The following is a 22,401-nucleotide window of genomic DNA, read 5'->3' as shown; positions in this document are numbered from 1 at the left end:
TGGTGGAGCTGGCCTCGGAGGGCATCGACACGGTCAAGGCGAGCATCAGCTATGCCCTGGGTGCCCAGGTCGAGAACCTGACCTTGCTGGACTTTTCCAAGGCGGAGAAGGGCCTGGCGGATGGCGTGGACATTCTGGTGTACGGGTACCCCAAGGCGTTCGAACTCGACTACATGCAGGGCGATGCGGTGGCGGGCTACCAGGGCACCTGCGCCCTGACGGCGATTGCCAACCTCAGCACCCAGGCGAACCAGGCGGTGTCTGAAGCGCAGGTGGTGCAGAAGGCCATCGACAACCAGTGGTGCGTGACCGACCCCACGAAAACGGCGTACCAGCGCGGCGGCTCCAACTACATGGGGCAGCAGGCTCTGCTCAACAGCTACGGCATTCGCAACGATGTGCTTCTGGGCTACAACGAGCAAGCCATCGCCAACCTGATCAAGGGAGGCCGGGGCGTGATCATCGGCGTGAACGCCGGCAAGCTCTGGGGTGCCGGCCATCGCGGTGGGTCGCGATGGCGGTTTCTTTCTGCTCGGCAAGGTGGACGCGAGCGCACCCCAGTTGCGGGCGCTGGTGCAACTGCCAGGCCAGCCACCCGCCATCAAGGACCTGGCCAGCCTGCAGGTCCACTGGTCGGGCGAGCTGATCTACTTCACCAGCCAGGCGAGTTTCGCCGCTGAACTGACGAAGTTCGATTTCACCTGGTTCATTCCCGCCATCGTCAAGTACCGCAAGGCCCTTGGCGAGGTGCTTCTGATTTCCCTTGTCTTGCAAATACTGGGCCTCGTCACGCCGATGTTCTTCCAGGTCGTGATGGACAAGGTGCTGGTGAACCAGGCGATGACCACGCTGAATGTGGTCGCCATCGGTCTCGTCGCGGCGACCGTATTCGAAGCCTTGCTCTCAGGCATTCGCACCGCGGTGTTCGCCGGCACCAGCAGCAAGATCGACGTCGAGTTGGGCGCCCGCCTGTTCGGGCACCTGCTGAGCCTGCCCATCAGCTACTTTCAGGCAAGGCGGGCCGGTGATTCGGTGGCGCGCATCCGGGAGTTGGAGAACATCAGGAACTTTCTCACCAGCAACGCCATGACGCTGGTCCTGGACCTGGTGTTCTCCGGACTGTTTCTGGCCGTCATGTTCTGGTACAGCGTGACCTTGACGTGGATCGTGCTGGGTTCGATTCCGGTCTACCTGGTGCTGTCGCTGGTTTTCACCCCCATCCTGCGCAACAGGCTCAACGAGAAGTTCAACAAGGGCGCCGAGAACCAATCGTTCCTGGTGGAGAGTCTGGGCGGAATGGACACCATCAAGTCCATGGCCCTGGAACCCCGTTGGCAGCGCAAGTGGGACCAGCAACTCGCGGCCTATGTGGCCGCGAGCCTCTCAACCACCCATATTTCGCTGGTGGCCAGCGCAAGCGTGACGCTGGTGAGCAAGCTGGTCACGGTGTGCATCATGTGGCTCGGCGCGCTGCTGGTCATCGACAACCAGTTGACGGTGGGGGAACTGGTCGCCTTCAACATGCTGGCGGCGCAGGTCTCGTCCCCCATTCTTCGCATGGCCCAGTTGTGGAACGACTTCCAGCAAGTGGGCATCTCCATGAGCCGGCTGGGCGACATCCTGAATACGCACACGGAATCTGCGTCCAGCAGGAGCCGCATGCCGAGGGTGGCTGGAGCGATCGAGTTCGATCAGGTGTCGTTTCGCTACCAGCCCGATGCGCAAGATGTCATCCGATCGGTTTCCTTGAAGGTTCGTCCGGGCGAAGTCATTGGCATCGTGGGGCGCTCCGGCTCCGGCAAGAGCACGTTGACCAAGCTGGTTCAACGGTTGCACGTTCCCAGCCGTGGGCGGATCTGCATCGACGGACATGACATCGCGGTAACGGACACCGCTTCACTCAGGCAGCAGATCGGGGTGGTTCTCCAGGAAAGCACTCTGTTTTCCTGCTCGGTGCGAGACAACATTGCTTTGAGCGATCCGTCGCTGCCACTGGAATCGATCATGGCCGTGGCCCAACTGGCTGGTGCCCACGACTTCATCTGCGAACTGCCTCAGGGTTACGACACCTGGATAGGCGAAAACGGAACCGGCCTTTCTGGTGGACAGCGACAGCGCATCGCCATTGCACGCGCACTGGTGTCGAACCCGCGCATTCTGATTCTCGACGAGGCCACCAGCGCGCTGGACTACGAGTCCGAACGCATCATCCAGGACAACATGAGCCGCATCGCGGCAGGGCGCACCGTGCTGATCATCGCCCACCGCCTGAGCGCGGTGCGAGACGCCGACCGCATCGTCGTCATGGAAAAAGGGCAGATCGTGGAGGATGGCCACCATGCCGAACTGCTGAAGAACGCCCATGGCATCTACAGCCACCTGAATCGGCTCCAGAGCGGGGAAGGCAAGAACCACCGGTTGGCCGAGGGCATGGCGACATGAACCTGTTTCCACGCTTTCGTGCCTGGATGGAGCTGGTCATGAAGTACGTCGCCCGCTTCTCCTACTTCTGGGGGCAACGGCACACCCTGAAGACCGGGTTCTTCAACCAGGACGAGGCCGAGTTCCTGCCGGCCAGGCTCGCGCTGCAAGAGGCGCCTGCGTCGGCAGGTCTGCGTTGGTCCGGGCGCATCCTCATGGCCTTGGTGCTTGTCGCGCTGCTCTGGGCCATCCTTGGAAAGGTGGACATCATCGTGAGCGCCACTGGCCGGATCATTCCTTCGTCTCGAACCAAGACGATTGGCTCGGTGGACGTTGCCAGCGTGCGGGCGCTGCACGTGACGGAGGGGCAGCGTGTGAAGGCGGGCGACGTCCTGATCGAACTGGACTCCAGCGCCAGCGACGCCGAGAACGACAAGGCAGCGGAAGCCGTGACACAGGCCAGGCTGCAGGTGGCCCGCTCGCAAGCGATGGTGCACGCTGTCGAACAGATGCGCCCACCCACCCTGCCGCCGGTACCGGAGCTTTCCACCGAGGCCAGGCAAGCGGCCGCCTTGCAGTTGCGGGCCCACTTCGAGGATTTCAGGGCCAGGCTGGAACGGCTGGAGGGTGAGATCGCCCGGTACAGCGAGGCCATGCCACTGGCCACACGGCGGGCGGATGATCTGAAATCCCTGCTGGAAGGCAACACGGTGTCTCATCACGCCTGGCTGGAAGCCGAACAGAGTCGTCTCGACACCGCTGGCAGGCTCCTGGATGCCAGGAACCAGCGCGCCGCACTGATCGCCCAGACTCGCAAGGACGCCCTGGATGCGATGACGGAGGGCAATCACATCATTGCCGCTGCGCGACAGGACCAGCGGCGCGCCCAGGCACACAGCCGCCTTCTGAAGCTCACGGCCCCCGTGGACGGCACCGTGCAGCAGCTCACGGTGCACACCGTGGGAGGCGTGGTGCCAGCCGCGCAGCCGCTGATGCAGATCGTTCCACTGGACAACGCCGTGGAAGTCGAGGCACTTGTCGACAACAAAGACATCGGCTTCGTCAGCGAGGGACAAGCTGCCGCCGTCAAGGTCGAAGCCTTCGACTACACGAAGTACGGAACGATCGCTTCAACGGTCCGGCATGTCTCGCAAGATGCTGTACAGGACGAGACGCGGGGCCCCGTCTACACCGCCAGGGTCGTCCTGGATCAGAGCACGATCGCCATCGAGGGCAAGTCGATGCCCTTGTCTGCCGGACTGTCGGTGCAAGTGGACATCAAGACCGGCAAGCGCAGGGTGATCGAGTACGTTCTCTCTCCCGTGATGCGTCACACCAGGGAGGCCCTGCATGAGCGCTGAACACCTGGTCCGCGCGGTGCGATGGGGTTTCTTCGCAGCGGTTGGGCTGGCCTTGTTGGGCGCGGCGCAGGCACAGACCTGGACGGAACGGGTGATCACCCCCTTTCAGGACCCCTTGCTTGCCATGCCGCCACTGTTGAATGGCGCCCAGATGCTCCCGGGAGACGCGGCTCCCTATGAATGCACCGACCCGCCGCCCGTTGCCAAGCTGACACTGACCCAGGCGATTCAGCTGGCCTTGTGTCAGCAGCCACAGATCCGGATCGCTGCGGCGTCCATCACGCGGCAGGCGGCTCAACTCGGAGAAGCCCGCGCCGCCTACCTGCCCTCCCTGAACATCGGCGCCAGTTCCCAACGCCAGATCACACAGCAACCGGAGTCACAGTTCACCTTGCGATCAGACCGGAGAAACACATCACAGTTCGCCACACTCACCTGGCGCCTGCTGGATGGAGGTGGCCGCAACGCCAGCCAGAGCATGGCGCAATCGCTGCTGGGCGCAGCCATGGCCACGCACGATGCCGAACTGCAACGCATCTTCTCGGCGGTCACCGCCGCCTACTTCGAGGCACAGACCGCGGGCGCCAGTCATGCGTTCAGACGAACCAGCGAAGGGCTGGCCAGACAGACTCTGGATATATCGAAACGACTGGAATCCAAAGGCATCGGCTCACAGTCCCAGACACTTCAGGCCCGGGTCGCACTGGCCAAAGCAGAACTGGACAGGGTCGGTGCCGAAGGCCAACATGAGACTGCGATGCTTGCCCTGCAAGCGATCATCTCGCTACCTGCCTCCCAATGGTCAGCCCGGGGTTGGGAACTCGAAGATGAATCGGATGATTCAATTGCTTCAAACGCCGAGCTGCAACAGGGTCTGTCGGAATGGCTGTCCCTGGCGATGCAGCAGCATCCTTCTCTGCGAGCCGCCCGCCTGGAAGCGGAGGCCGCCAGAGACCGGCTTCGTGTCGTTCAGTCCGAAGGACTGCCTACCCTGGAGTTCACGCAGGGTCACTACATCAATGGACGCCCCAACCAGGGTTTGCCGAGTGCCCGCTCAAGAGAATCCGTGACCGGCATCACGTTGAACATCCCCTTGTTCGAAGGGTTTTCCCGAACGTACAAGATGCAGGCGGCACGCGCACAGGTCAGCATCCAAGAAGCCGAGGCCGCGCGGATGGAAGCGCAGGTGCTCAGTGAGATCGCCAAGGCGCATGTGCAAGCCGGTGTCGCCCTGAGAAAACTGGGGTACGCCAAGGCTCTGCTGGAGGCCGCTCAGGAAGCGCTTTCCAGCGTGAAGCGCAAGTTTGAAGCGGGCGTATCCGATGTCTCGGAGATGCTCCAGGCCCAGGCCTCCCTGGCAGACGCCCAGCAGGAATGGGTGCGCACCGCATCCGAGTGGAAGTCCGCACGGCTGCGTTTGCTGGCCCATGCGGGCGTGGCGGGTCTGAAGGACCGTTGACCGTGCGCTGGATCGCCCTGACGCGTGAACAAGACCAGGCCACGAAGCCCCCTCGGACCGCCATGGGGAACTCATGCGACAATACGGGCTGCCGGGCACTTCAGTTGGCTTGGCACCAGCGCTTCGCTGGGGTGCGCGCAACCGCTTGCAGGCACCACTTTCCTGAATCCTCATCGGCCCGTGACTGACCGGGCGTCGTTGCCGCAACCCTGGCAGCGCCTCCGAAGGACCGATGACCCCAGCGCCTCGGAAAGGCGCCTCTTCGCAACATGACCTTTGAAGAACTGAAACTGGCCCCGGCCATCGTGCAAGCCGTGCGCGAGCACGGCTATGAAACACCCACCCCCATCCAGGTCGAGGCCATCCCCGCCGTTCTGGCCGGGCGCGACCTGCTCGGCGGCGCCCAGACCGGTACCGGCAAGACCGCTGCCTTCACCCTACCCATGCTGGACCGCCTGGCCAGTGGCGAACGCGCCAGCAGCCGCTTTGGCGGCGTGGGTATCCGGGCCCTGGTGCTCACCCCCACACGCGAGCTCGCGGCCCAGGTGGAAGAGTCGGTGCGTGTCTATGGCAAGCACCTTTCGCTCACGTCCACCGTGGTGTTCGGCGGTGTCGGCATGAACCCCCAGATCAATGCCATGAAGCGCGGCGTGGACATCCTCGTGGCCACGCCCGGACGCCTGCTGGACCTGCAGCAGCAGGGTTTCCTGGACCTGTCCACCGTGCAGGTGCTGGTGCTCGACGAAGCCGACCGCATGCTGGACATGGGCTTCATCCACGACGTGAAGAAGGTGCTGGCGCTGCTGCCCCAGAACAAGCAGAGCCTGCTGTTCTCCGCCACTTTCAGCGACGAGATCCGCGACCTGGCCAGCAACCTGCTCAAGGACCCGCTGCACATCCAGGTGACGCCGCGCAACAGCACGGTGCAACGCATCACCCAGGTGATCCACCCGGTGGGCCGGGGCAAGAAGAAGGCGCTGCTGGTGCACATCATCAACCAGCACAACTGGAGCCAGGTGCTGGTGTTCACCCGGACCAAGTTCGGCGCCAACAACGTGGCCGAGTACCTCACCAAGAACGGCATCAGCGCGATGGCGCTGCACGGCAACAAGAGCCAGGGCGCGCGCACGCAGGCGCTGGCCGGCTTCAAGAGCGGCGAGATCCGCGCGCTGGTGGCCACCGACATCGCGGCGCGCGGCATCGACATCGACGAGCTGCCGCACGTGGTGAACTACGAGATTCCCAACGTCTGCGAAGACTATGTGCACCGCATCGGCCGCACCGGCCGCGCCGGCAACAGCGGCGAGGCGGTCAACCTCGTGAGCCTGGACGAAGAAGGTTTCATGATGGAGATCGAGCGCTTCACCAAGCAGCAGATCCCGGTGCAGATCTTCCCCGAGTTCATGCCCGAACCCGGCGAAAAGGCGGAGCCCATCGCCATGGGCCGTCAGACCATCTGGGGCGGTGCGGGCAAGCCTCCCAGCCGCGAGGTCATGGCCGCTGCGGCCAAGGCCGCCCGCCAGGAGATGATGCAGCGCATCCGCGAGAAAAAGACCACCGAGGGTCAGGGCCGCGGGCAAGGTGGCGGCCAGCCGCAGCGCCAGCAGCGCTCTGCCCACTCGGGTGACGGCGGCGGCCAGCACACCGAAGGCTCGCGGGGCGGTGAAGGCCGCCGTGGTGGCCAGCGTGGCAACCCCAATGGCCAGCAGCAGCGTCAGCGCAATGGCGGCCAGCAAGGTCAGCCGCGCCAGGAGCGCGGCCCGCGTGAAGACCGCGAGTTCGGTGCCGAGCGCCAGCCTGGCCCCAACGCCCACCTGGGCAGCCTGCGCATCCGCGAGCCGCGTCCGCGCACGGCCAACCCCGGTGGCCAGCCGGACCCGTTGCGCACCAGCATCGATGCCATGCGCACCGGCCGCCGAGGCGGCAAGGGCAAGCGTGGAGGTGGTGGCGGTGGTAGTGGTGGTGGTGGCGGCGGTCAGGCCGATCCGCTGCGCACCAGCTATGGCCGCATCGGCTGACCCCGTGCCGCGCTGACGCGGCGATACCCAATACAGTACGGTCATGACCGCTGACCGTACCGCCCCGAACGACGCCCCGTCCGCCCTGCCCGGCAACGGGGCGTTGCCACGTTATGCCACGCTGATGGTGGCGACCTGCAATGTGCTCAACCTGGCCCAAGCCGGTCGCCATTTCTATGAAGGACAGGCGCCCTACAGCCAGAGCGAGTTCGAGCGCAAGGTGGACTGGCTGGGCGAGCGCTTGCGCACGCTCAACGCCGATGTGGTCGCGGTGCAGGAGGTCTGGGACGAGCTGGCGCTGCGGGCGGCGGTCTCGCGCAGCGGTCTGCAGTACGGCACCGTCAGCGTACCGGGGGCGGAGAACGGCGCGGGCCAGCATGGCGCCCAGGGAACGCCGCGCGTGGGCATCGTCACGCGGCTCAAGGTGGAGTCGGTGCAGTCGCTGACGGATTTTCCGGCGGCGGCCGTGGTGCAGGTGCCTGGCCTGGGCGCGCACGCGAAATTCGAGCGCCCTCCGCTGCTGGCTACCCTGCGGCTGAAGCACGGTCAACCGGTGTGCGTGGTCACCGCGCACCTCAAGAGCAAGCGGCCCAAGTTCCTGGAGGACGCCAGCGGCGCCACCATCGAGGACACCGCCGACCCGGCGGTACAGGCCTTGGGCAGCCTGCGCTCGCTCATCATGCGTGCCAGCGAGGCGATGGCGCTGCGGCTAAAAGTGGTGGAACTGCTGCACCGCACGCGGCTGCCGCTGATCCTCATGGGCGATCTCAATGACGGCCCCCACAGCGTCACCACACAGCTCATTGCCGCGACCTCACAGACCGCGTACGACAAGGGTGCGCTCGATCATGCGCTGTTCAGTGCCTGGGACGTGCAAGGCGAGGCCGCGCTGCGGCGCGACGTGGCCTACTCCCACATCCACCAGGGCTACCCGGAGGTGCTGGACCAGGTATTGGTCAGCGAGGAGTTCGTGGCAACCAGCCGGCGCGCCATCGGTGACGTCCGGCGCGTGGAGGTGTTCAATGACCACCTGCACGAGGGCCGTGACCGCAGCCGCAGCGACCACGGCTTCGTGCGCGCGCTGCTGCGCCTGCGCCTGCCCGACTTACCGGCCTCAGGCCGCTGAAGCGGGAGGGGTGCCCTTGCCGTCCGCCTCGCGGATGCGCTGGGCCAGGTGTGCCAAAGCCTCTTCCACCTGATCGACCAGGATCAGGCAGAGGTCTCCAGGCTGCAGGCGCTGCAGCGCGGTGTCGATGGCGACGAACTCGCCACGGATCTCGGCCACCTCGCGCGTGCGGCTGGCCCCCTCCAGGCCTTGGCGCAGCAGCGCCAGCACCTCGCCGTCCTCGCGTCCGCGCTGGCAGGCATCCTGGAACAGCAGCACTTCGTCGAACGCAGCCCCCAGGATCGCCGTCTGCTCCCGGATGTCCTCGTCGCGGCGGTCGCCGGCCCCACTGATGACCACCATGCGTCGGCGCGCCGGCATGGCCGTGACCGCGTCCACCAGAGCGCGCATGGCATCGGGGTTGTGGCCGTAGTCGGCGATCACGGTGGCGCCCCGGTAGTCCATCACGTTGAAGCGGCCAGGGGCGTTGTCCGCATCGTTGGAGAACGTGGCCAGTCCACGCGCAATCGTGTCCCAGTCCAGACCCGCGCACCAGGCGGCGCCGATGGCGGCCATCACGTTGTCCTTCTGGAAGCCGATGGTGCCGCCGCGCGTGATGGGCACGCCTTGCAGCGGGATCTGTACACGCCAGCTGCCCTCGGTAACCAGGATGCGGTCGCCATCGATGCAGATGGTGCGCTTGCCTTGCACACGGTGTGCGGCCAGCACAGGATGGTCGTGGTCCTGTGCGAAGAACACCACGCCACCAGGGCATTTGGGTGCCATCGCCGCGACGATGGGGTCGGCCGCATTGAGCACCGCATGGCCGGTGGGGGCCACGTTCATCACGATCACGCGTTTGAGGACCGCCAGGTCTTCCACCGTGGTGATGTAGTTCAGCCCCAGGTGGTCGCCCGCGCCGACGTTGGTGACCACAGCCACCTGGCATTGGTCGAAGCCCAGGCCTTCACGCAGCATGCCGCCGCGCGCGGTCTCCAGCACGGCGGCCTCCACGTCCGGGTGCATGAGCACATTGCGCGCGCTGCGCGGACCGGAACAATCCCCACTGTCGATCTGCCGACCGTCGACGTACACGCCGTCGGTGTTGGTCATGCCCACGCACATGCCGCTGGTGGCCATGAGGTGCGCAATGAGACGGGTGGTGGTGGTCTTGCCGTTGGTACCCGTCACGGCAACCACGGGAATGCGGCCGTCGTCCTCGGGCTCGAACATGTGCGACACCACCGCCTCGCCCACCGCGCGGCTCTTGCCGTACGACGGCGACAGGTGCATGCGCAGGCCCGGCGCTGCGTTGACCTCGACCACGCCGCCGTGCTGCTTTTCCAGCGGCACATGCACGCTCTCGCACACCACGTCCACGCCGCAGATGTGCAGGCCCACGGTCTGCGCCGCCGCAACGGCGCGCGCGGCGACGTCCGGGTGCAGGTCGTCGGTGACATCGGTGGCGGTGCCACCGGTGCTCAGGTTGGCGTTGTTGCGCAGCACGACGCGTCGCCCCATTTCGGGCACCGACTCGGGTGAGAGTCCCTGCACGCTCAGGCGCGCCAGGGCGATGTCGTCGAAACGGATCTTGGTGAGCGACGTGGCATGGCCGTCGCCGCGCCGCGGATCGGCATTGACCGCGTCGACCAGTTCACGCACGGTGTGCTCGCCATCGCCGATCACGTGCGGCGGATCGCGGCGCGAGGCAGCCACCACGCGGTCGCCGACCACCAGCAGCCGGAAGTCGCTGCCGGGCAGGTACTTCTCCACCATCACGTCGCCGTACTCGGCCGCGGCCCGGTAGCCCAGTTCCAGGTGCTTGCGCGAGACGATGTTGACCGTCACGCCCTTGCCCTGGTTGCCGTCCTGCGGCTTGACGACCACCGGCAGGCCAATTTCCTGCGCGGCCGCCCAGGCGTCCTCGATGTCGCGCACCGGGCGGCCTTCGGGCACCGGCACGCCAGCCGCCGAAAGCAACGCCTTGGTCAGGTCCTTGTCCTGTGCGATGGACTCGGACACGGCGCTGGTGCTGTCGATCTCCGCGGCCCAGATGCGCCGCTGCCTGGAGCCCCAGCCCAGTTGCACCAGGCTGCCGGCGGTGAGGCGGCGGTAGGGAATGTTGCGCGCCACGGCGGCATCGACGATGCAGCCGGTGCTCGGACCCAGCCGCACTTCTTCGTCGAGCGAGCGCAGCCGCGCGATGGCCTCATCGACATCGAAGGCTTTCGGTTCGGCGGCACCGGCGGCTTCGAGCAGCTCGCGCGCTAGGTCAAAGGCCAGGCGTCCCACGACCTCTTCGCTGTACTGCACCACCACCTGGGAAACCCCGGTTTCGGGCGTGCGGGCAAGCCGGCTGAAGGTGACCGGACAACCGGCCTGTGCCTGCAGCGCGAGGACCGCGTCCTTGAGGACGTGCGCCATGGACAGCGGCTCCTGCGGGTTGCCCGTCTGCAGCGGGCCGACGGCGGGGAAAAGTTCGCGCAGGCGGCGCTCGAAGCCGGGCATCTGCCGCAGGTCGCGCTCCTGCGGCTCGCAGGTCACGACGGCCTCGATACAGGTGTGGCGGCTCCACAGGTTGGGCCCCCGCAGGGGTCGGATACGGGAAACGTCCATGACGGCGTGGGTGATAGGTATTCGGTTCGTTGCGGGCCCGCCTCAGGCGGCCGTCGCGGAAGAAGTGGCGGTGTCGGCGGACGCTGCGCCCAGGTCCAGGCCGCTCGTTTCCAGACCGGCAGCGATCAACTCGGGCGAAACCGCCAGCGCCCAGGCAGCGGCGGCCACCGCCATCAACGTGTGCGGGCCCAGGACCTGGGTCAGCCGTTGGGCGATCGGTGCGTCCAGGCGCACCCGGTGCGTCTTGCGCGAGCCCTCGGCCAGCACCAGGGTGCCCGCTTCGCCCAGCGACACCGTGCGGTGGCCGGCTGCAAGGTGCTGCTTCAAAGGCTCGGACTGGCCGTCCATGCCGTAGAGAATCACGTCGCCATCGCACAGCGCGGCCATCTGCACCACGCCTTCGTCGTCGGCGTTGAGCACGGCCACGCCATCGGGCAGCACCACGTCGACCTGCGTGCGCAGCACGCGGTAGAGGTGGTCCACGTCGTGCACATCGTGGTGCTTGAGGCCGTCTACGCCGTCCAGGTCGGTCACGATGCCCACCGCGCAGCGGTCATAGGGCAGTCCGTCTTCCAGGATGGCCTCGGCCCCGCTCTCCACCACGATGGCATCGACCTCGCGGTTCATCAGCAGGCGCTGACCGGCCTCCCAGTTGGCGCACGGCCGCGAGTCGACGTGGCGGTTGCCCAGGAACAGGCCGTCACGGCAGGCCAGGCCCACCTGGCGCCCGCTGAGGTGCAGCAGCCAGCCCAGGAGGCGCGCGATGGCGTTGCCATGGCGCGAACCCGCCACGCCCACGATGGGCACGCGGCCCTGGCCGTTTTCGTCGAACAGGTGGTCCACGATGGCCCGGCCAACCGGGCGCGAGAGTCCGGTGGCCGGCTTGAGGTGCATGAGCAGGCCGGGGCCGGCATTGACCTCCACGATGGCACCACCCTGGGCTTCCAACGGTTGGCCGATGTCGCGCGCCACCAGATCCACACCCGCGATGTCCAGGCCCACCACGCGGGCCGCCAGCGTCACGGCGTGAGCCACCTCGGGGTGCACCTCGTCGGTGCAGTCGATTGCGACGTTGCCACTGCGCTGGATGAGCACGCGCCGGCCGGCCGCCGGCACCGACTCTCCGCTCATGCCCTGCCGTTCCAGCAGCAGGCGCATGACGGGCTCGCGTTCCAGGCGGATGGTCTCCAGCGGAAACTCCTCTGCATCCCCGCGTCGTGGGTCGCTGTTGAGCTGGACGTCGATGAGCTGCGCCACGGTTGCGTGGCCGTCACCCACCACCGAGAGGCTCTCGCCACGGGCCGCGGCCACCACCCGGTTGCCCACCACCAGAAGGCGATGTTCGTCCCCCGGGATGAAGCGCTCGACGATGACCTCGCTGCCCTCGGCATCCGCCACGGCAAAGGCCTTTTCAATGTCTTCGCGCTGGCTCAGGTCCAGACTGACGCCGCGCGCATGGTTCGCGTCGGAGGGCTTGACCGCCACCGGCAGACCGATGTCCTGAGCCGCTTCCCAGGCATCTTCCGGATCGGCCACGACACGCCCTTCGGGCACGGGCACGCCACAGGCCTTGAGCAAAGTCTTGGTGAGGTCCTTGTCGCTGGCGATGTTGCCGGCAATGGCGCTGGTGCGGTCCGTCTCGGCCGTCCAGATGCGGTGCTGGCGTCGGCCATGGCCGAGTTGCACCAGATTGCCGCCGTTCAGCCTCAGGTGCGGAATGCCCCGGTCTGTCGCGGCCGAGACAATGGAGGCGGTGCTCGGCCCCAGGTAGCTGCGGTCGATCTGCTCGGTGATGCGCGCCACGGCGGCGCCCACGTCGAAGGCCACGTCGCCTTCGCGGAACCGGATGGCTGCCAGCAGCAGGGCATGCGCCTCGGCCAGCGCGGCGCGTGCCACCGCCTCGTCGCGGGCGCGGAACACCATGCGGTAGACGCCGCTGCGGGTGGTCTCCCGGGTCTGGCCAAAGGCGGTGGGCATGCCGGCGAGGTTGAGCAGCTCGATGACGACGTGCTCCAGGATGTGGCCGGCCCAGGTGCCTTCGCGCAGGCGTTCGATGAAGCCGCCCCGTGCGCCGACGCCGCAGTGGTGCTCTTCGAGCGCGGGCAGCCACTGCAGCAGACGGTCCGTCAGCCCGGGCAGCTTGTTCGAGGGAAAGTTCTCGAGGTCGCCGAGGTCCAGCCAGACCTCGAGGACGGGACGGTAAGTCCAGATGTTGGGGCCGCGCAGGTAATTGACGCGCAGCAGCGTGATGTCGTGTTGAGAGCTCATGTCTCCAGCGGGACGCCTGTTACGGAGACCGCCACAAAGGCCGGTCGGATAGTCACGGTGAGTTCGATGCCTTCAGCGATCGTGGGCCCGACATCGGTGAAAATGCGAGGCTCCCGTGTGGGAGCATGCCCGTTCTCGCGGTCGACGCCACGCAGCCATCTTCACCATGCTTTCGCACTTTCCAGCTGAACCTTCAGCTCCAGGGGCCGGCCCTGCACAGGACGCCCCGCGGCCCGCATCAACCCGACTGGGGGGCGATGATAGCGCTGCCGCCACCTTGGTGCTGGACTTGGACGAGCAGTTACATTTCCGCCCCCGCACCCTGTTGTTAAGCCGCCATACCCTCTCCCTCGGGGAACAGGTCTGGCATCTGGCCCCGGACATGGCCTTGCGCCTGAGTGACCATGCCGGCGTCGGGGTTCTGGAACTGGTGGATGGAAAGGGGCGTCTGGCCGTCTGGCACTTCACCATGGGTCTGCACGCGCGCGCCGCGCGGATGGTGGATCTGTTCGGGCGCATGGTCGCCGCGCTGGCGCAGGGCGGTGACGCGCCGGCAGGGCAAGGCCCGCGCACCTGCCCGGACTGCCAGGCGGTGCTGCCGGCCGATACCGAGGACTGTCCCGACTGTGCGCAGGACGCCCCCGAAGAAGCTCCCCCCTCCACCTGGGTGCTGCTGCGGCTGTGGCGGTTCGCGCGGCCGTACCGCTGGCAACTGCTGGCGGGGCTGGCGCTCACCATGGCGTCCACCGCCGCCACACTGGTGCCGCCCTACCTCACCATTCCGCTGATGGACCGCGTGCTGATTCCGTTCCAGAACGGCCAGCGCATCGACACCACCCTGGTCGCCCTGCTGCTGGGCGGTCTGCTGGGCTCGGCGCTGCTGGCCTGGGCGCTGGGCTGGGCGCGCACATGGCTGCTGGCGCTGGTGTCCGAGCGCATCAGCGCCGACCTGCGCACCACCACCTTCGACCACCTGCTCAAGCTGTCGCTGGACTATTTCGGCAGCAAGCGCACGGGCGACCTCATCGCGCGCATCGGCAGCGAGACCGACCGCATCAGCGTCTTTCTCTCGCTGCACGCGCTGGATTTCGCCACCGACGTGCTGATGATCGGCATGACCGCCGCGATCCTGTTTTCCATCAACCCCTGGCTGGCGCTGGTGACGCTGCTGCCCCTGCCCTTCATCGGCTGGCTGATCCACCTGGTGCGCGACCGCCTGCGCACCGGCTTCGAGAAGATCGACCGCGTCTGGGGCGAGGTCACCAACGTGCTGGCGGACACCATTCCCGGCATCCGCGTGGTCAAGGCCTTTGCCCAGGAGCACCGCGAGTCGGGGCGCTTTCGCCGCGCCAACGAGCACAACCTCGCGGTCAACGACCGGCTCAACAAGACCTGGTCGCTGTTCACCCCGACCGTGGCCCTGCTGACCGAGGTGGGCTTGCTGGTGGTCTGGGCCTTCGGCATCTGGCTGATCGCACGGAACCAGATCACCGTGGGTGTGCTGACCGCCTTCATCGCCTACATCGGGCGCTTCTACGGCCGGCTGGATTCCATGAGCCGCATCGTCTCGGTCACGCAGAAGGCGGCGTCGGGCGCCAAGCGCATCTTCGACATCCTCGACCACGTCTCCAACGTGCCCGAGCCGGCCCAGCCCGTGCCGCTGCCCGAGGTGCGCGGCGGACTGCAGATGGAGGGGGTGAGCTTCCGCTATGGCAACCGCGCCGTGATCCGCGACCTCAGCCTGGACATCCGCCCAGGCGAGATGATCGGCCTGGTGGGCCACAGCGGCTCGGGCAAGAGCACGCTGGTGAACCTGCTCTGCCGCTTCTACGACGTGAGCGAGGGCAGCATCCGGGTCGATGGCGTCGACGTGCGCCGCGTCGGCGTGGCCGATTTCCGCCGCCACATCGGCCTGGTGCTGCAGGAGCCCTTCCTGTTCTTCGGCACCATCGCCGAGAACATCGCCTATGGGCGGCCGGACGCCACGCGCGCGGACATCGTGACGGCGGCCCGTGCGGCGCACGCGCACGAGTTCATCCTGCGCCTGCCCCACGGTTACGACTCGCTGGTCGGTGAACGTGGCCAGGGTCTCTCCGGCGGCGAGCGCCAGCGCATCAGCATCGCGCGCGCGCTGCTCATCGACCCGCGCATCCTGATCCTCGACGAGGCCACGTCCGCCGTCGACACCGAAACCGAGAAGGAGATCCAGCGCGCGCTGGACAACCTGGTGCAAGGCCGCACGACGATTGCCATCGCACACCGGCTGTCCACGTTGCGCAAGGCCGACCGCCTGGTGGTGATGGACCGGGGGCGCATCGTGGAAATCGGGTCGCACGACGACCTCATCGCGCGGCGTGGCGCCTATTGGCGGCTGTACGAAGCCCAGGCACGCAAGGAACAGGAGGCCGCAGCGCTGCTCGACGAAGGCCGCACGGACGGAGACCGCGCATGAACGACACCCTCACGCCCACGCTGGACTGGCGCCTGCACCGGGACAACTTCGGCCAACTCGTGTTCACGGATGCGCGCGGTACCGAGCACGCGGGCGTCGCGCCGGTGCGGGCCTTCCCGGTGAGCGCGCCGGACGAGGGCCTGTCCCTGGTCGGCGCCGACGGCCACGAACTGCTCTGGCTGGAGCGGCTCTCCACGCTGCCGCAACCCGTGCGCAGCCTGCTGGAAGAGACACTCTCCCTGCGCGAATTCGCGCCGGTCATTCGGCGCATCCTCGCCGTCTCCACGTTTTCCACGCCCAGCACCTGGACCGTGGACACCGACCGGGGCGAAACCCAGTTCGTGCTGCGCAGCGAGGACGACATCCGTCGCCTCGAAGGCCAGGCGCTGCTCATCCTCTCCAGCCATGGCGTGAGCTTCACGGTCCGCGACCGGCTGGCGCTGGACCGGCCCTCGCGCCGGCTGCTTGAGCGTTTTCTCTAGGGCCTCAGGAGAGGTCCGCCCGGACGAACAAGGTGACCAGGGGCTGGTCACCGGCCTGGCGGCTGCGGTGGCCGTGCACTGCGGGGTCGAAGACAGCGCCCTCGGGCAAGGTGTCGGCCGAACAGAAGTGCTGGCCGGGTCCAAAGGCGCGCCAGCTGCCGTCGCGCAGGCCGATTTCCATGCAGCCCTGCAGCACCACCAACCACTGCGGCGTGGTGGTGCAGTGGAAGTCGCTGCGAAAGCCCACCGGGCTCTCCCGCAGCTGGTAGCCACCGGACTCCATGAGCGGCGAGAGACGGGCCGCTGGGGTGCCCTCGCTCAGGGCGATGGCGTCCTCACGGAACCGGGCGATGCCGTCGGCATCGGTGTAGAGCACCACACGGGTAAAAGTGTTCAAGCGTCGATCCTCGAGTTGTGCGATGGGCGGAAGATTGCCAGATATGCACATGAAATAGCCATGTTGGGGGTGGAAATTTCCGCTTCCGCAACAATCTACCCATTCTTCCTCTTTGTGACCGGAGTTTCCCATGGACCGCCTGGCCTCGATGCGCACCTTCCAGAAAGTGATCGACGAGGGTGGTTTTGCGGCCGCCGCGCGTGCACTGGACGTGTCACCGGCGGTGGTCACGCGGTTGGTGGCGGATCTGGAGGAGCACCTGGGCACGCGCCTGCTGCACCGCACCACACGGCGCGTGTCGCTCACGGACGCTGGCGAGGCCTACCTGGAACGCGTTCGTGTGATCCTGCAGGAGCTTGACGAAGCCCATGCCCTGGTCAGTTCGCAGACCAGCGAACTGGCCGGCGTGCTGCACATCCTTGCGCCACCGGTTCTGGCCACGCACGTACTGGCGCCCTTGGTCAGCGGCTTTCGGGCGGCCTACCCCAAGATCCTGCTGGACATTGACGTCGAGTCCTACCGCGAACCCCCGATCGAGGACTACGACATCACCCTGATCGGCGCGAGCGACAACTTCGATGCCAACGTGATCGCACGCAAGGTGATTTCCACCGAAGCGGTCTTGCTGGCTTCACCAGCCTATATCCAGCGCCGGGGCATGCCCCAGGTGCCCGAGGACCTCTCCCGGCACGATTGCCTTCGCCTCAAGCCTGCCACCGGCCGCACCCGCACCTGGCGGCTGATGCATGCGCTGGAACCTGGACGCGAGGTGGACGTGGAGGTGCAGCCGGTGCTCTGGGCCAACCACAACGACACCCTGATGCACGCCGCCCTGGACGGCGCGGGCATCACCGCCACCACGGTGGAGCTGGCCGCTCCGCTGCTGCAGAACGGCGACCTGGTGCGCGTGCTCAACCCCTGGATCACCGGACGCCTGCAGATGTTCGCCGCCCTGCCCAGCCGCAAGTTCATGCCCCGGCGCACCCAGGTGTTTCTGGACTACCTCATGGAGCAGACCCGCGCTCGCGTGAGCGGTGCCCTGGCCACCTGCGAAAGCTGCTGAAAGACAAGCCGTTACACATTCGCGCCCGCCTGGCAACCCCATCGGCCGGTCCCATTCGTTTCAAGCGGCTCCATCCCTTTTCTGGAGCCTCCATGAAACCCCTGCCGTCCCTCATCCGTGTTTCCCTGCTTCTGAGCGCAGCTCTCGGCGCGCTCGCCGCCCCCGCCGCACACGCGGTGGGCCGCCTGGCCGATATCCAGGTCATCGACCGCGACAGCGGGGAGACGCTCACGGTCTACCGGCACCAGGGCGAGCATTGGGTCGCCGGACGGCCGGGCGCGCGGTATGCGGTCTCGGTGCGCAACGCGTCCGGCGGTCGCGTGCTGGGCGTGGTCTCGGTCGATGGCGTCAATGTGATCTCGGGCGAGACCGCTGCCTGGCACCAGACCGGCTATGTGCTCGCACCCTGGCAGCAGCACGCGATCCAGGGTTGGCGCAAGAGCGACACCGAGGTGGCGGCCTTCCATTTCACGGCCAACGGCCAGTCGTACGCCGAGCGCACCGGCCGGCCGGCGCATATGGGCGTGATCGGGGTCGCGCTGTTCCGGGAGAAACCGCTCCCGCCGCCTCCGGCCGTTACGTCCTGGCCGTCCTCGCGCGAACAGGATGCGGCTGAAGGGCCTTCTTCTTCCTCCGCCGCACCGGCCGCCGAGTCCGAGGCCCTGCGCGACCGCGCCGAACCCCTTGCGTCCCGCCGCATGGCCCCGGCCGCACCGGCACCGGCGCCGCGCCTGGGCACCGGCCACGGCGAGCGCGAGTCCTCGGTGGTCACCCACACCACCTTCGAACGCCGCAGCGCGCGACCCGACGAACTCGTCCGCATCCGCTACGACAGCCGGGACAACCTTATCGCCATGGGCGTGATCCCCACCTTGCCGGTTCCCCCCCGGCCCAACCCCTTCCCCGGGGGGGTGCCCCCCGGCTACGCGCCCGACCCGAGTTGAACTGCGGGAGCCTCTCCATAATCCACGCATGACCCAGGAGGCCGTGCCCGCCGACGAAACGCTCATGCAGGCATTCGCCTTGGGCGACGCGCGCGCCTTCGAGACCCTGTACGACCGCCACGCCCTGCCAGTCTGGCGCTTCGTGCAGCGCAGCGTGCGCGACGGCGCCCTGGCCGATGACCTGGTGCAGGACGTGTGGCTGTCCCTGGTGCGGCAGGCGCCGAGCTACCAGCCCCGCGCGCGCTTTCGCACCTGGCTTTTCACCCTGGCCCATCACCGCCTGGTCGATCACTGGCGCACGCACAAGCGCCACGCCAGCCTGGACGCCAGCACGGCAGAAGGCGCGGCGCTGGCCGATACGCTCGCGGCCGACTCCGGCTTTGGCCCGCTGCGCCAGGTGCAGTCGCGCGAACAGGCACAGGCCCTGCTCGATGCGTTGGCCGCCTTGCCCGACGTGCAGCGCCAGGCTTTCCTGCTGCAGGCCGAGGGGGGCCTGAGCGTCGCCGAGATCGCCCGGGCCACCGGCGTGAACGGCGAGACCGCCAAGAGCCGCCTGCGCTATGCACGCGAACGCCTGCGCCAGACCCTGGAGGCCTTTGCATGAACACCGACGACCCGTTGCTGCAGCGCTACCACGAGGCCAACGCGTTCGATGCCGCGCGCCCTGGCCCGGCCCTGCGCGAAGCGGTCCTGGCGCACGCTCGCGCGGCTGCGGCACGGGCGGCCATGGCTCCTGGCGCAGGACGCCCAGACGCGGCGAACGCCTCAAGCTGGCGCTGGCGCGCCGCCGCCAGCCTCGCCGTGCTGGGACTGGCCACGCTGGTGGTGCTGCAATTCGACCGCAGCGCGCCGCAAGAACAGGCCGTTGCGCTCGGCGAATCGCGCGCCCCTGCGTCCGCCGCACCTGCACCTGCACCAACGCCATCACCGACGCCCGCACCCGCTGCAGCGCCTGCGCCTCCTTCCGCTGCCGAAACCGAAAGCGCCCGCACCTCTGCGCCCGCCCCCTCCCGGCCACCGGCGGCTCCTCCGGCACCGGCCCGCTCGGCCGAGCCATCCTCCGCGCGTGCGGCACCCTCGCCCGCACCACCGCCCTTGCAGTCCGCACCCTCTGCCACCGAAATACGCACCGAAACGCCCGCCGAGAGGCAGTCGGCCGAGGCCCTGGCAGACCGGGCCGCCGCAGTGACCGCGCCACGCGCCCGCGCGCGGGCATTGGAAGGAGCGGCGCCCGTGCCCTCCCTGCTGGCCGCGGCGGCACGCGGCCATGTCGCGGCGGTGCGCGAGGCGTTGGCGTGGGGCGCGGACGTGAACGGCACCGATGGACTGGGTCGCAGTGCGTTGATGGTGGCGGCTCAGCGGGGCGACACGGTCCTGCTGCGCGTGCTGCTGGATGCCGGCGCGGACCCAGGCCTGCGCGACCGCGATGGGCTGACCGCCGCCGACCTGGCGCGTCAGGCGGGCCAGACCGAACTGCTGCCGCTGCTGGAGGCGCGACCGCCCCGTTGACGCCGGGGACGCCCGCTCTCAAGCGGGCTGCGCGCGCGGCAGAGGCGCCTCCCGGATCGGCAGATGGATGAGCGCGGCGCCCACCGCCAGCAGGATATCGATGTACCAGACCCAGTCGTAGCTGCCCGTGGCCTCGAACACCTGGCCGCCCAGCCAGGCGCCCAGGAAACCGCCCACCTGGTGCGACAGCATCACCAGACCGAACAGCATGGCCATGTTGCCGGTACCGAAGAACTTGGCCACCAGGCCCACGGTGGGGGGCACCGTGGACAGAAAGGTCAGCCCCATGACGGCCGCGAAGGTCAGCATCACCGCCTCCGTCTTGGGCGCCAGCAGGAACAGCAGCACCGCCAGTGCGCGCGAGGCATAGACCAGCGAGAGCAGCGACTTCATGCGCCATCGACCCACCGCCCAGCCCATGGCCAGACTGCCGACGATATTGAACAGACCGATCACGCCCAGGGCCCAGGCACCCACTGGCGCCGGCAGGCCACAAGAGGCCACCACACCTGGCAGGTGCGTGGCCAGGAAGGCGACATGGAAGCCACAGACAAAAAAGCCCGAGCCCAGCAACAGGTAGCTGGGCGTGCGCAGCGCGCGGGCAATGGCCTCACGCGCCGGCAGCGCGACAGGCGCCGCGGTGGCACCCACCGCCGGCGACGGCCCCGGCCCGCGCAGCACCCAGGCCGCCGGCAGGGCGAGCAGCACGACCAGGCCCAGCGCCTGCAGCGCGCCCACCCAGCCCAGCCCCACGGTGAGCGCAGCCGCCAGCGGCGCCATGAGGAACTGGCCAAACGAGCCTCCCGCGTTGACGATGCCAGTGGCCATGCCGCGCCGCTCGGGCGGCATCAAGCGTGCGGTGGCGGCCATCAGCACCGAGGGTCCGGCCATGCCGGCGCCACCGGCGGCCAGCACACCGATGGCCAGGATCAGGCCCCAGGTGCTCGTCATGAAGGGCGTGATGAACGTGCCCAGCGCCACCAGCGCCACGCCGATGAAGAGCACGCGGCCGGCACCGATACGGTCTGCGAACGCGCCCGCGAAGGGTTGCGTGAGGCCCCACCACAGTTGGCCGAAGGCAAACGCCAGGCTGATGCTGCCGACGCCCAGGCCGGTGGCCGTGTTCAGGGGCGAGAGGAAAAACCCCATGGTCTGGCGCGTGCCCATGGTGAGCGCAAAGGCCCCCGCAGCCGCGAGCAGCACCAGCCACCAGGCCATGGGCGAGACCGCGGCGCGGGTCGGTTCATTCTTCGTCATGCAGATCTCCTTCATGGAACGCGGCCAGCGACTGGTCAAGCAAGGCGTGCAGGGCCACCACCGTGGCATCGCCCAGCAGGGCGTTGAGCGAAAGCTGGGCCGCCTTCCAGCGCCGACGCGCCTGGTTGCGCAGCTCACGGCCCGCGTCGGTGATGTGGATGAGCCGGCTGCGCGCATCGGCCCCCTCGCCCAGCGCCAGCCAGCCCGAGGCCAGCAAAGGCTGCAGGTTGCGCGACAGTGTGGAGGCACTCATGTCCATGCGCCGCGCCAGTTCCCCCGGCGGCAGAGGGCCGAGCCGATCCACGTGGGTCAACAACGAGTACTGCGTGATCTTCAGGCCACTGCCGGCCAGATGCTGGTCGTAATGCTGGGTCACGCGCCGGGTGAGCTGGCGCAGCTTGAAGTTGGTGCAGCCGGCCGGTGCGCTGCTTGACGCATGGGTGTCAGTGCTCATGAGATGATTGTATCTACAATAATTGCATATACAAACTTTGGAGCCCGACATGACCCTTGAAGAAACCCTGACAAGCTGGCAGCGTGACCATGAAGAAGCGCTGGAGCGCCTGCGTGCCGGCGCCGGCCCTGGTGTGGCGAGCCCCGCGGCGATCACCGGCCTGACTGGGCTGCAGCAGATGCAGGCCCTGCTCGAGGGGCGGTTGCCCTACCCCCATATCGCCGACACCCTGGATTTCACGCTGGTCGAGATCGGCGAAGGCCGCGCCGTGTTCCAGGGTCAGCCACAACTCAAGCACTACAACCCCATGGGCACGGTGCACGGCGGCTGGTACGCCACGCTGCTGGACTCGGCGGTGGGCTGCGCGGTGCACACCACCATGCCGGCCGGCCGCGCCTACACCACGGCCGAACTCAGCGTGAACATCGTGCGTGCCGCTTCGATCCACAGCGGTCCGCTGCGCGCCATCGGCACGGTGCTGCACACGGGCCGCCAGCTCGCGACCGCGGAGGGCCGCATCGTCGGTGCCGATGGCAAGCTCTACGCCCATGCCACAACGACCTGCCTGGTCTTTGAAATGCCCGCAAAATAGGCC

The 22,401-nt window shown here is 67.7% G+C and carries 16 protein-coding genes and 1 pseudogene; 12 read left to right on the top strand and 5 right to left on the bottom strand.

Annotated features, from left to right (window positions below; genetic code table 11):
* Positions 1-483: 483 nt before the first annotated feature.
* The 5 genes and pseudogenes from KIT53_RS18535 to KIT53_RS18515 form a co-directional block, all read left to right on the top strand.
* A pseudogene (locus KIT53_RS18535) lies at positions 484-2,442 on the top strand (type I secretion system permease/ATPase); the annotation flags it as partial.
* On the top strand, positions 2,439-3,782 hold the full coding sequence (locus tag KIT53_RS18530; protein ID WP_297755818.1) for an HlyD family type I secretion periplasmic adaptor subunit: 1,344 nt from the start codon (positions 2,439-2,441) through the stop codon (positions 3,780-3,782). The pseudogene KIT53_RS18535 and the gene KIT53_RS18530, both read left to right, overlap by 4 nt.
* Positions 3,772-5,241, top strand: coding sequence for a TolC family protein (locus KIT53_RS18525; RefSeq protein WP_297755816.1), 1,470 nt, complete (start codon positions 3,772-3,774; stop codon positions 5,239-5,241). The genes KIT53_RS18530 and KIT53_RS18525 overlap by 11 nt, the downstream gene beginning before the upstream one ends.
* A 269-nt stretch (positions 5,242-5,510) precedes the next feature.
* Positions 5,511-7,259: a DEAD/DEAH box helicase gene (locus KIT53_RS18520; RefSeq protein WP_297755815.1), complete on the top strand. Its 1,749-nt coding sequence runs from the start codon at positions 5,511-5,513 to the stop codon at positions 7,257-7,259.
* A gap of 124 nt (positions 7,260-7,383) precedes the next feature.
* Positions 7,384-8,385, top strand: a complete 1,002-nt coding sequence (locus KIT53_RS18515; RefSeq protein WP_297755832.1) for an endonuclease/exonuclease/phosphatase family protein — start codon at positions 7,384-7,386, stop codon at positions 8,383-8,385.
* Here KIT53_RS18515 and cphA (KIT53_RS18510) read toward each other — a convergent pair.
* Both cphA (KIT53_RS18510) and cphA (KIT53_RS18505) read right to left on the bottom strand, forming a co-directional pair.
* Positions 8,374-10,980: a cyanophycin synthetase gene (gene cphA, locus KIT53_RS18510; RefSeq protein ID WP_297755813.1), complete on the bottom strand. Its 2,607-nt coding sequence runs from the start codon at positions 10,978-10,980 to the stop codon at positions 8,374-8,376. The two genes, KIT53_RS18515 and cphA (KIT53_RS18510), sit on opposite strands and share 12 nt — an antisense overlap.
* Positions 10,981-11,022: 42 nt before the next feature.
* Positions 11,023-13,248, bottom strand: coding sequence for a cyanophycin synthetase (gene cphA, locus KIT53_RS18505; protein ID WP_297755812.1), 2,226 nt, complete (start codon positions 13,246-13,248; stop codon positions 11,023-11,025).
* 322 nt (positions 13,249-13,570) lie between these two features.
* Here cphA (KIT53_RS18505) and KIT53_RS18500 point away from each other — a divergent pair, with 322 nt between their 5' ends.
* Both KIT53_RS18500 and KIT53_RS18495 read left to right on the top strand, forming a co-directional pair.
* Positions 13,571-15,700, top strand: coding sequence for an ABC transporter transmembrane domain-containing protein (locus KIT53_RS18500; protein ID WP_297755831.1), 2,130 nt, complete (start codon positions 13,571-13,573; stop codon positions 15,698-15,700).
* Complete coding sequence (locus tag KIT53_RS18495) at positions 15,697-16,182, top strand: DUF1854 domain-containing protein (RefSeq protein ID WP_297755810.1); 486 nt, start codon at positions 15,697-15,699, stop codon at positions 16,180-16,182. Before KIT53_RS18500 ends, KIT53_RS18495 begins: the two co-directional genes overlap by 4 nt.
* 4 nt (positions 16,183-16,186) lie before the next feature.
* Here KIT53_RS18495 and KIT53_RS18490 read toward each other — a convergent pair whose 3' ends face one another.
* Positions 16,187-16,579 carry a hypothetical protein gene (locus tag KIT53_RS18490; RefSeq protein WP_297755809.1) on the bottom strand — a complete coding sequence of 131 codons (393 nt, stop codon included), beginning with the start codon at positions 16,577-16,579 and terminating at the stop codon, positions 16,187-16,189.
* A gap of 130 nt (positions 16,580-16,709) precedes the next feature.
* Between KIT53_RS18490 and KIT53_RS18485 the strand changes: the two genes are divergently transcribed.
* From KIT53_RS18485 to KIT53_RS18470, 4 genes are all read left to right on the top strand, one after another.
* The gene (locus tag KIT53_RS18485) at positions 16,710-17,642 is read left to right on the top strand and encodes a LysR family transcriptional regulator (RefSeq protein WP_297755808.1); all 933 of its coding nucleotides are present in this window, start codon (positions 16,710-16,712) and stop codon (positions 17,640-17,642) included.
* Positions 17,643-17,734: 92 nt separating this feature from the next.
* A complete protein-coding gene (locus tag KIT53_RS18480) occupies positions 17,735-18,586 on the top strand; it encodes a hypothetical protein (RefSeq protein WP_297755807.1) in 852 nt (283 codons plus the stop codon).
* Positions 18,587-18,614: 28 nt separating this feature from the next.
* Positions 18,615-19,190 (top strand): sigma-70 family RNA polymerase sigma factor, encoded by a 576-nt coding sequence (locus KIT53_RS18475; RefSeq protein WP_297755805.1) that lies wholly within the window; start codon positions 18,615-18,617, stop codon positions 19,188-19,190.
* On the top strand, positions 19,187-20,095 hold the full coding sequence (locus KIT53_RS18470; RefSeq protein WP_297755803.1) for an ankyrin repeat domain-containing protein: 909 nt from the start codon (positions 19,187-19,189) through the stop codon (positions 20,093-20,095). Before KIT53_RS18475 ends, KIT53_RS18470 begins: the two co-directional genes overlap by 4 nt.
* 18 nt (positions 20,096-20,113) lie before the next feature.
* Here the strand turns inward: KIT53_RS18470 and KIT53_RS18465 are convergent, their stop codons facing one another.
* Both KIT53_RS18465 and KIT53_RS18460 read right to left on the bottom strand, forming a co-directional pair.
* Positions 20,114-21,352 carry an MFS transporter gene (locus KIT53_RS18465; RefSeq protein ID WP_297755801.1) on the bottom strand — a complete coding sequence of 413 codons (1,239 nt, stop codon included), beginning with the start codon at positions 21,350-21,352 and terminating at the stop codon, positions 20,114-20,116.
* Positions 21,339-21,806, bottom strand: coding sequence for a MarR family winged helix-turn-helix transcriptional regulator (locus KIT53_RS18460; RefSeq protein WP_297755799.1), 468 nt, complete (start codon positions 21,804-21,806; stop codon positions 21,339-21,341). Before KIT53_RS18460 ends, KIT53_RS18465 begins: the two co-directional genes overlap by 14 nt.
* 49 nt (positions 21,807-21,855) lie before the next feature.
* On the opposite strand from KIT53_RS18460, the gene KIT53_RS18455 reads away from it, so the two are divergent.
* Positions 21,856-22,398: a PaaI family thioesterase gene (locus KIT53_RS18455; RefSeq protein ID WP_297755797.1), complete on the top strand. Its 543-nt coding sequence runs from the start codon at positions 21,856-21,858 to the stop codon at positions 22,396-22,398.
* Positions 22,399-22,401 lie beyond the last annotated feature (3 nt).

The sequence above is a fragment of the Hydrogenophaga sp. genome (genome assembly GCF_026125785.1).
Classification (GTDB): Bacteria; Pseudomonadota; Gammaproteobacteria; order Burkholderiales; family Burkholderiaceae_C; genus Hydrogenophaga.
Note: the sequence above shows the minus strand (reverse complement) of the source record. Positions and strands in the feature narration are given on the sequence as shown.

Coding starts and splice junctions, on each gene's coding strand:
- KIT53_RS18515 (WP_297755832.1), top strand. CDS start 7,384: ATGGTGGCGACCTGCAATGTGCTCAACCTGGCCCAAGCCGGTCGCCAT.
- KIT53_RS18525 (WP_297755816.1), top strand. CDS start 3,772: ATGAGCGCTGAACACCTGGTCCGCGCGGTGCGATGGGGTTTCTTCGCA.
- KIT53_RS18470 (WP_297755803.1), top strand. CDS start 19,187: ATGAACACCGACGACCCGTTGCTGCAGCGCTACCACGAGGCCAACGCG.
- KIT53_RS18480 (WP_297755807.1), top strand. CDS start 17,735: ATGAAACCCCTGCCGTCCCTCATCCGTGTTTCCCTGCTTCTGAGCGCA.
- KIT53_RS18460 (WP_297755799.1), bottom strand. CDS start 21,806: ATGAGCACTGACACCCATGCGTCAAGCAGCGCACCGGCCGGCTGCACC.
- cphA (WP_297755812.1), bottom strand. CDS start 13,248: ATGAGCTCTCAACACGACATCACGCTGCTGCGCGTCAATTACCTGCGC.
- KIT53_RS18455 (WP_297755797.1), top strand. CDS start 21,856: ATGACCCTTGAAGAAACCCTGACAAGCTGGCAGCGTGACCATGAAGAA.
- KIT53_RS18475 (WP_297755805.1), top strand. CDS start 18,615: ATGACCCAGGAGGCCGTGCCCGCCGACGAAACGCTCATGCAGGCATTC.
- KIT53_RS18495 (WP_297755810.1), top strand. CDS start 15,697: ATGAACGACACCCTCACGCCCACGCTGGACTGGCGCCTGCACCGGGAC.
- KIT53_RS18520 (WP_297755815.1), top strand. CDS start 5,511: ATGACCTTTGAAGAACTGAAACTGGCCCCGGCCATCGTGCAAGCCGTG.
- cphA (WP_297755813.1), bottom strand. CDS start 10,980: ATGGACGTTTCCCGTATCCGACCCCTGCGGGGGCCCAACCTGTGGAGC.
- KIT53_RS18530 (WP_297755818.1), top strand. CDS start 2,439: ATGAACCTGTTTCCACGCTTTCGTGCCTGGATGGAGCTGGTCATGAAG.
- KIT53_RS18485 (WP_297755808.1), top strand. CDS start 16,710: ATGGACCGCCTGGCCTCGATGCGCACCTTCCAGAAAGTGATCGACGAG.
- KIT53_RS18465 (WP_297755801.1), bottom strand. CDS start 21,352: ATGACGAAGAATGAACCGACCCGCGCCGCGGTCTCGCCCATGGCCTGG.